At 53.4% G+C, this 9,599-nt stretch carries 8 protein-coding genes; 1 reads left to right on the top strand and 7 read right to left on the bottom strand.

Annotated elements, in window-relative coordinates; all coding sequences use genetic code 11:
• From AC1DF0_RS30525 to AC1DF0_RS30555, 7 genes are all read right to left on the bottom strand, one after another.
• A complete protein-coding gene (locus tag AC1DF0_RS30525; protein WP_307207965.1) occupies positions 1 to 273 on the bottom strand; it encodes an HU family DNA-binding protein in 273 nt (90 codons plus the stop codon).
• Positions 274 to 753: 480 nt separating this feature from the next.
• A complete protein-coding gene (gene yabN / locus AC1DF0_RS30530) occupies positions 754 to 2,235 on the bottom strand; it encodes a bifunctional methyltransferase/pyrophosphohydrolase YabN (RefSeq protein ID WP_477577266.1) in 1,482 nt (493 codons plus the stop codon).
• Positions 2,236 to 2,446: 211 nt separating this feature from the next.
• Complete coding sequence (locus AC1DF0_RS30535; RefSeq protein ID WP_477577268.1) at positions 2,447 to 4,144, bottom strand: polysaccharide biosynthesis protein; 1,698 nt, start codon at positions 4,142 to 4,144, stop codon at positions 2,447 to 2,449.
• Between the two features lie 564 nt (positions 4,145 to 4,708).
• Positions 4,709 to 5,251, bottom strand: coding sequence for a stage V sporulation protein T (spoVT, locus tag AC1DF0_RS30540; protein WP_442050040.1), 543 nt, complete (start codon positions 5,249 to 5,251; stop codon positions 4,709 to 4,711).
• A gap of 268 nt (positions 5,252 to 5,519) precedes the next feature.
• On the bottom strand, positions 5,520 to 7,178 hold the full coding sequence (gene cbiQ / locus AC1DF0_RS30545) for a cobalt ECF transporter T component CbiQ (protein WP_477577270.1): 1,659 nt from the start codon (positions 7,176 to 7,178) through the stop codon (positions 5,520 to 5,522).
• Positions 7,141 to 7,491, bottom strand: coding sequence for a PDGLE domain-containing protein (locus AC1DF0_RS30550; RefSeq protein WP_442050042.1), 351 nt, complete (start codon positions 7,489 to 7,491; stop codon positions 7,141 to 7,143). Before AC1DF0_RS30550 ends, cbiQ begins: the two co-directional genes overlap by 38 nt.
• Entirely contained in the window at positions 7,488 to 8,165 is a 678-nt protein-coding gene (locus AC1DF0_RS30555) for an energy-coupling factor ABC transporter permease (RefSeq protein ID WP_442050043.1), read from the bottom strand. Before AC1DF0_RS30555 ends, AC1DF0_RS30550 begins: the two co-directional genes overlap by 4 nt.
• A 220-nt stretch (positions 8,166 to 8,385) precedes the next feature.
• Between AC1DF0_RS30555 and AC1DF0_RS30560 the strand changes: the two genes are divergently transcribed.
• Positions 8,386 to 9,599: stalk domain-containing protein (locus AC1DF0_RS30560; RefSeq protein WP_477577273.1), on the top strand; the 1,214-nt coding region annotated here is incomplete at its 3' end.

Below are 9,599 nucleotides of genomic sequence, written 5' to 3' on the forward strand. Positions count from 1 at the left end.
CTACTTGATAGCTTCTTTCAGCTTGTTGCCTGCTTTGAAAGCAGGGATTTTCGCTTCAGCGATCGTGATTGGATCGCCGGTTTGCGGGTTGCGGCCAACGCGGCCGGAACGCTTGCGAGTTTCGAAAGTACCGAAGCCGATCAATTGTACTTTGTCGCCGCCAGCAAGTGCGTCAGTTACTTCGCCAAGAAAGCCGTTAAGTACAGCTTCTACGTCACGTTTAGTCAATCCGCTTTTTTCTGCAATGTTGTTGATCAGGTCTGTTTTGTTCATCATTAAATCCTCCTAATTTCATACCGTTATTTGGGGTCAGCGTTCTGCACGCCGCCATGGTTGGAAATTTTTACTCCACATGCAGAATACATATTCTGCTCGAGAGCAAAAAAATCCTGCCGCTATTTGAAATTTTTTTGTACATAGTGAGGAATAAAGGCGATTTGTGACGAATCGAGCGTAAACGGCAGTGCCCACAATGGGGGCACAAGCTATCGTTTCGCGTAGAATTCTATGGCCATTATAAGAGTAAAACTTATAAAATGCGTAGAATTCAAGCGTAAACGGCTATGCCGATTTTGGCGGCATATGCTATCGTTTCGCGTAGAATTCTATGGCCATTATAAGAGTGAAACTTATAAAATGCGTAGAATTCAAGCGTAAACGGCTGTGCCGATTTTGGCGGCATATGCTATCGTTTCGCAAGAAATATAAGCACGGTATAGACACCAAATCTATACTTTCTCTTATATTTGAGAGCTATGATTGGCGCTTTGCCTCTTCCCACCAGCGATCCATTTCTGTTAAATCAGTTTGGTCAAATTGTTTGCCGCTTATACGAAGCTGCTCCTCAATATACGAAAATCTGCTATAAAATTTTTTGTTCGTACGAGAGAGAGCCTCCTCGGGATCGGCATGGATGAATCGCGATGCGTTCACAACGGCGAACAATAGATCGCCGAGTTCCGCAGCCTGCTCCTCCTGCGACTTGTCCGCAATCGCTTCGCGAAGCTCAGCGAGCTCCTCTTCGATCTTGGCAAGCACAGGGCCGAGCTCATCCCAATCAAAACCGACTTTAGCCGCTTTTTTCTGCAGCTTATAAGCCTTCATAAGAGCTGGAAGATCGGACGGAATGCCGTCAAGCACCGATTTGCGGCTAGCATCGGTCCCTTTCATCCGCTTCTCTTCAGCCTTCATTTGCTCCCAATTGCCTAGCGCTTCCTCGGCATCGTCCGCGTTCTCGTCGCCGAACACATGCGGATGGCGGAATATGAGCTTCTCGTTCAACGACTGGATCACATCGTAAACGGAGAACGCGCCCATCTCCTCTTCCATCTGGCTATGCAGCATCACTTGGAGAATAACGTCGCCGAATTCTTCCTGCATGCCGTCCGGGTCATCGTTATCGATCGCTTCAAGCGCCTCGTAAAGCTCCTCGATAAAGTTTTTCCGGATCGACTGATGCGTCTGCTCTCTGTCCCATGGACAACCTCCGGGACTGCGAAGAATCGACACGATCTCATGCAGCCGCTCAAACGTGCGGTTGCGAAGCGAGGCGTCGTCCGAACGCGGAATCCAGATGAGCGACAGGTTGCCGAAGCCCGGCGTACGGTCAAGCTCATAGAGCGGAACACGAATGATCTGCTGCTGGCCAGATACGCCAAGAGCATGGCCTACGACGACTTCAAAATCGTCGGGATAACGCTCCATTAAGGCAAGCTTCACGTCGGAAGCAGTAAAAGCATCATACACTTGTCCAATAACAGTATGCAACTGCGGCTGCACCATTGACGGCTGCAAATCGGTCGCGTCGAGCAGCGCAAACCCTTCAATCGGGTCGAATCCAAGGCTCACGAATGCTTGGTCGAGGAAGCTCTCGCCTCCTAGAATAAGCAGCTCAACACCTGCTTCCGGACAGTTCTCGCGCAGCAATTGAACGGTACGCTCGGCGACCATTGGATGACCGGGAACGGCGTATACGATCGGTGTTCCCTCACTCGCCTCGCGTATAAGCGTGTCGGCAATGGCCGCGTATACATCCGGGAACGATTCAAGCTGCTCGTAGATGGAGTCGAATGACTCGAACTGGATATTGTTTTCCCGAAGCATTGCCATCATTGGGTGCTCAGCGGTACGGACATAGAGGCGCTCCGCTTGCTGCAGCCTGCGGAATGCGCCGAGCGTCAGTTGATCGGGATCTCCCGATCCAAGCCCGATGACCGTAATTGAAGTTGTTGCCATATATAACAGCCTCCTAAATTCAGTTCGTATTGATGATGCGTATGGTGAAGCGGCAATGATGGTCAACACCCGCTATTGATGGCGGATGTAACTAGTTGTCGCTACGTGTCGGTGATGGTGATCATGATGGTGACGGTGAATAGCGAAAGGTTGTTTCGTTATTTCGGGTGAGACAGATGGGCTGGGCGGAGTGTGCCGCCCCGAACGGGAGCTAGCGCGCTGGCGGGATCAGCCGCCAGCGCCTCAGCCGGGCGGCCCATTCGCCGCCGCCCGGCAACGCGCGCCATTCGCGCGCGCTAACAGCGCCGCCGCGCAATGCCGCGGCGCTGAAGGCGCAAGCGCCGACGGCTACGCACGTCAGCGCAAGCGCAGCCGCTGCCGCCCGAGGCGGCAGCAAGCCTCCGAGCGCGGCGCCCAGCGCGCGCTCGATCAGCACGAGCGCCGCGGCCATGACCGCGAGCGCGAGCATAAGGGCGGCGGCGGAACGCACGCCGGCCCGTGCCTTTGCTGAGCGCGCCGCCGACACCGGCGCGCTGCCTGCGCTTCCGGCGGCGAACATTCGCCAGCCGATCCGCGCGCCTGCTTGCGCGGCGGCATAGCGCACCGCAGCAGCGCTTAGCAGCGCTGTCGCGCCTAGTGCGGCAATGCCGGCAACTGCCGCACCTTCTGCTCCATAGGCGGGCACAAGCGCCGCATTAAGAACAACCTTGAACAGCGCCGCGGTTAACAGCAGCAGCGCCGGAGCCCGCACAGCGCCAAGACTCTGAAGCACCGGCGCAGCTATCGCATTGACGCTGCCAGCGAGCGCCGTAACACTTACGAGCATGAATATAACCGTTCCTTTCGAATCGGCATACAGCATAACATTAAGCGGCTCTGCCAACAAGACTAGACCAAGGCATGCTGCAGCTCCTATCCCCCAAGCCGCGCGCATGGTTACGGCAAGCTGCTGGCTTAACTGCCCATACGCCCCGCGCATTCTGGCGAGCGCTAAACCCGGCACGATTGCCGCTGCAGCCGCTCCCGCCATCATGACAACAAGCTGGACAAGCGGCTGTGCTCGACTGTAGACGCCGAATACGCTCATCGCTTCCGCCTCGGACATGCCGCTCTCATGCAGCAATCTCGGTACAGTGAACGCGTCCACCACGCCAACCGCCGGCACAACGATCGCGCCTAAAGCCGCGGGCATCGCAACAACCGCCAGCCGCTTCATATCCTTCCACAGAGTTCCACCTTCACGCGGAATACGCCCTTTACTCCCATCGCGCCACGCATACAGCGCCAGGAACAGAAGCGCTGCCACGCCCCCAACGGCCGAACCGCTCATCACACCCGCCGCAATATCAGCCTCTCCCCACCCTTCCGTCCAGCTCAGCCATAGTACGAATACCATAACGCCAACACGAATAAGCTGCTCAACAAGCTGCGACATCGCCGACAACGACATTCGGCCATATCCTTGAACATAACCTCGCAAAGCTGCAACAAGCGGAACGAACAGCAACGCAGTCGATACCGCGCGGATCGCCCTCGCCGTCTCCCTGTCGCCTATCAGCACGGATAGCTCGTCCGCTCCCGCCCATGTCAGACCAAATACGATAATGCCCGTACATCCAAGCAGCAGCATCGCCGCTTGCAAAATTCCCCGTACACCGCCGGTATCCTCGCCTCTGCGAAGCCTCTCTGCAATTAGCAGCGATACAGCCGTAGGCAGACCCGCCGTTGCCAGCACAGCCGCAAGCTGGTAGAACGGATAAACTGCGTTATAAATGCCAAATACCCTGTCCCCTGCGATATTTTGCAACGGTATTTTCTGAAATACTCCGATAAGCTTGGATAAAAGGGCCGCCCCGGCCATAAGCATGACGCCGTTCTTCCAAAACCTGCCGGCCGGCTTACGATCCATTGTTCCACGCCCCCGCCTGTCGATCCTGTATAGTTAGTTAAAGCCTATTATACCTCACAAAAGGGGGGTATGAGCAAAGCAACAACGGTCAGCCGAACGTCCTTTTCATGCAATAACAGGAATATCTCCTGTTAAAATCCGGATTTTCTCCCCTCCGATCTACATTAGCTGGAATATATCCTGTTATTTTCTGCAAAATTCGATCCTAAACCGCCACCAAACCCTATTAACTGGACAATTTCCATCTATTCTTTAATTCTTAGCATTTTCTCGATAAATAACAGGAGATTTTCCCGTTAAAGCATCGCTTCTATGAACCAGTATCGCTGCAATCACACCAACCCTTTTTCAAAGCTATATAGAAAAAAAAGCCCCCCGGCTCAGATTGCTCTGTTCCGAAGAAGCTGTTCTCTCGCCCGCTTATGTGCTTGTACGCCGCTTTCTTCCTGTATAGCCCCCGGCCACCATTCAGCCAACAAGGCTGACTATGTTCCAACCCTCTGCCTAGCTGTAGAGGAGCTCCTGCTGCTCCATCTGCAACCCGGAAAGGCTGGGCTACTGCTGCTACTGCTCCATCTGTTTTGCTAGGAATCCCGCAGCTGTCTCCGCCATCTTCGTTTCCATATTTGCCATCTTCACAGATTCGTCCTTGCTTAGCAAGACGACCGTGCCGATCGGGTCACCGCCCGCGATAATTGGCGCTGCTACGACGGAGCTATACGTCTCCTGCAAATCCTTCACGACCTCGAATGTGCCTCCGCTCGCTTCAACGAGCGTTTTCCGGTTTTCCATGCAGCTCTCCAGCACCGAGCCGATCTGCTTGTCCAACAGCTCTTTTTTAGACGCGCCGGCCACGGCAATGACCGTGTCTCTGTCGGTAATCATCGTTACATGGTTCGTGCTTTCGAACAACGACTCGGCATACTCCTTCGCGAAGTCGCCAAGCTCGCCAATCGGCGAATACTTCTTCAATATAACTTCTCCATCTCGGTCTACAAATATTTCCAGAGGGTCTCCCTCGCGAATACGCAATGTACGGCGGATCTCCTTCGGAATCACCACACGCCCGAGATCATCGATGCGACGTACAATTCCAGTTGCTTTCATTTCATGTTGCCCCGCTTTCCTAGAGGATTTTGAGTCTACTGGACATCTGCTGCTCGTTTATAACGAAGAGGAAAGATCCTTGAAAGTGATTTTGAATCTGACCATAGTATTCATCGACTCCCATATTCTTATGCACGCCGCTCGGTTGCAGCCAATCGCCCCATATTTCTGCAAAAGGCTCTATTTAAGCCTATTTCCACGGCTTTATTGACCCGATGAAGGTACTGGAAAATCAAGGCTTAGCGCTAGTACAGCCCGCCTAGAGAAGTCACTTCGATTTATCCTGCTGTGAGACCTGCAGATCCCGCTTATCCTCCGCATTATGCTGTACCTGCTGCTCGCTCCTCACCATCAGCTTCCAAATGTGCTGCGCAGCTTCAAGCACCGTCTTCGGCTTCAAGCCGCCTGTGCCCTGAAGCACGCGGAAGGGTCGCGCAAGCCGCGGAAGATGAAGATCGGCTTTCGACAACAAGCGGTCGTCGAATAGCAGATCGGTCGTCCCTTCGGCCAGCAGTCCGCCGTCCTTAAGCAGCAGCACACGCTGCGCCCATTCCGCGGCGAAATCAACATCATGTGTTGCAACGATAAGCGTGATGCCCGTTTCATGCATCGCCTCAAGCAGCCCCTGAAGGTCGTCCCTGCTCTTCGGATCGAGGAAGGCCATCGGCTCATCGAGCACGATAATGTCCGGCTCCATCGCAAGCACGCCTGCAATTGCTACCCGACGCTTCTGACCGTAGCTGAGCTCGAACGGCGACCGATGACGATACTCCAGCATATGGACAGCCCCTAGAGCCTTCTCCACGCGATGCCTGATCTGCTCATCCGTCAGCCCCATATTTCCCGGACCGAATGCAACGTCCTCCTCGACGGTAGTCGAGAATATTTGATCGTCAGGGTCCTGGAATACAACGCCAAGCCTGCTTCTAAGCCGCTTTGCTCCGCCTTCGGCCAGCGATTCTCCCAGCAGCCTAACCGATCCCTCGGACGGCTGCTCAAGCCCGCTGAGCAGGGATATGAGCGTTGACTTGCCCGCTCCGTTAGGCCCCATCAAGGCAACCTTATCTCCTTGTTCGATACGGAAGCTGACGTTATGCAGCGCCTCTATAGCGCCATATCGATAGGAAACGCCGAGCACCTCAATAGCCGCCTCCATGTCTCCCCTCTCCAGCATGCCCAATCTTCCCCTTTCGCTTGCATGATGCTTATGAGGCCCGCTGCCGTCATTAGGCCCGTTCGTAATCGGCGCTGCATCATGGCCGGCGAACCCACCGCGCGCCATGATTGAGCGGTATATCCGCTCACTCCGTCCTTGCGAGCGAAGGAAAAGGACGCCGAGCAGCTCTCCGAAACGCTTATATGTTCTACGGCTCCATAACCAGCCGTCAAGCACAAGACCTCGTGAGCGCTGCGCCTTCACCATGCTCTGAGCCTCCGCTTTAAGCAAATAGAAGTAGCGCAGCATCAGACTAATAATTTCGATCAGCACAGCCGGAATGCCGACAGCCCGCAAGCTCTTAATCAAAAGAAACTGGGGCGTCGTTGCGCTCAAATACGTAATGAGCAGATTCGCGCACACGATCTTCAATAAAATCAATTCCGCTTGGCGAATGCCTTCCGCGCTCGCTGTCTGACCGAGTAGAGTAAATACCGGCTCTCCAGCCGTATGGAACGGCAGCAGCACGACCGCGCCAAGCCCAAAAGGAATAATGAGCAGCAGCCGCTTCATGATTATCCGAAGCGAAACTCCCGCCCAGAGCAGCCCGAATAGAAAACATCCTGCCGCCCCCAATAGAGCCGCAGGATGTCGCAACAACACAGCTACAACTAATAACCCGAATACCGTCAAGAAACGCCGCTTTGCTTGCCTTAGCGTAGATCGTGTTGCCTTAGAGCCGTCCCGCTCCATCTCCATGTGACTGTGCATTCGCTCTCCCCCTCCGTGACGCCAGCCCCTTCATGGAAGCCCACAGTACAACGGCCATAATGCCCGCACCGATCACACCTGCTAAACCAACACGAACCGCCGCCCACGGTACGCCCGCTACCTCGTAATCGGGAATCGGCGCCCATTCATGAACAGCTCCCGCTTGGTCAATGAAGCCATGGTCTTCCGCAACCCGCTCCAGACCGTCCGGATGCGGCGATGCCCAAGGCGACAGCAGCCCAGCTATAACGAGTGTAACGACGAGCAGAACGATCCACTTGCCCTTGCTTCCCGTAATTTGGAATTCGCTCATTGCAATGCCGCTCCCTTCACTTGCACTTTGCTTCGCTCGAGCAAATAGCCTGTCACGAGCGTCGTAATGAGACCTTCTCCGATGCCGATCAGCATATGCCAGCCAACCATCGCTTTCAAGGCTAAGCCAAGCTCGAACGTGCCAGACCAAGCGAGCAGCAGCCCTACCCCTGCCGATGCCGCTACAATAGACAGCCATGAAGCGATGAACGTAATGAATATCCGACCTTTGCCGCCAAAGATCTTCATGCCTGCCTTATATACGCCATAACCGACAAAACAACCGATGAAGCCCGTACACAAAATGTTCGCCCCAAGAACCGTAATGCCTCCGTCTTGGAATACAAGCGCCTGAATAATTAATACAGCGGCCATGACGATCGTCCCGATCCAAGGCCCGAACAAAATACTCGTTAACGCTCCGCCGAGAAAATGCCCCGATGTCGCACCGGCAATCGGGAAATTGATCATTTGCGCCGCGAAAACAAAAGATCCGATCAGCGCCACCATCGGAACCTGCTTGGAAGACGAAACCGCGAGCTTCGTCTTATTCAGACTGTAAGCTACAGCCGCAGCCCCCACCGCTGTCGTCGTGATCCATGCTTTTGCATCCAAAAATCCGTCAGGTATATGCAATTGAAATCCCCTTTCCAGTATCTGCATGTCATCTTTCATGACACCCTTCTTTTTCCTTATTATCAGATAGGCGGATTTTTTCGTCAAGACATATCCAAGTGAGGAAGTGTGAGCCGAAGAGGCCGCATCTATTTCATTTGAAACTGAGGGAGTAGAGGAAAGAAAGTCTGACATTATGAATTAAATTCGCGCATAGCAACTTATTAGGCTAACCTCGCGTCTATACACGTATCCAATTTTGTTAATTTAAGGAGACCCTATGAGAAAATTATACGTACTAATCGCTATCCTTCTTTCCGCCTCCTTGCTCTCAAGCGGGAACAGCACCTTCGTGTATGCCGCGAAGACAACGATGTTCACCGCATTGCCGCTCACTGGCATCATTGATATCGATGACCGAAGCCATGCCGACAACTTCTACGCGCTTCAAAACGACGGAACCATTTGGATTGGAAACGGCAGCAAACCAGCCATAAGAGGCCCGCAAGTTCCCAGCGCTGTTAAAATTTCCGGTCAGCTTATTCTTACCTCAGCCGGCGAAGTATGGACATGGGAGAACGCTGGGGATACCCCGAAGCGTATTGTCGAATTGTCCGGTATAAAAGCTATAAGCTCACGAGATGCCAGCATGGCTATTAACAACAAGGGGCAGGTTTACGTTTGGGGCAATACTTGCCTAACTTCTCTCATAAGACCTGACTTTGAGGATAATCGGGGTCTATGTGCTAACGCCTACCACAACAGCCCGACTCCGGCCGATGATAAGCTGGCGAGCATGCCTAAACTCGCCATTGAGGGAGCGAAAGGGATTAAAGCATCCCTGCAATATATAATGATTCTAATGGCCGACGGCAAAACGGTTAAGGTATACGGCAATACCACAAGTATGAGTTACGGTATGTATGAGCGTGTTTTCGATAAACCGGTCGTCGATTTCGACGGTTACGACAAAGACTATACCGGTTACTCCACCTATATCACCATTCCTAATGACATCTCGAAAAATGCGGGCAACTATGTCCAGGTGAGCCAAGCCTATGGAGGCAGCTATAAGCTTCTATTGCACAAAGACGGTACCGTATGGGGAGATTCGGTCTGGAGTGAAGATCCTACACGGCGCATAGCTCCGCTCAAGGATATCATTAAGGTTGCGGCTGTCGCCTATAACAGCGGTACGGCCTTGGACAAATACGGAAAAGTATGGACATGGGGCACCCGCACCAACATTCCGTACCAAGAAACGTCAGAGAAACTGCTGACTAACGTCAACGCTAAGCCCTCTCAGAAACAGCTGTCCCTACGGATCAACGGCAAGTTCATCGTTTCCGATCCCGGCCCAATCCAGACGAACGGAACGACCTTCGTGCCGATACGCTCTTTATTCGAATCAATTGGCGCGAAGATCGGCTACAACAATGATAACATCACCGTCTCTTACCGTAAGCAACTGCTTGCCTTCAAAGTATACGATAC

Source organism: Paenibacillus sp. 05T425 (assembly GCF_056396205.1).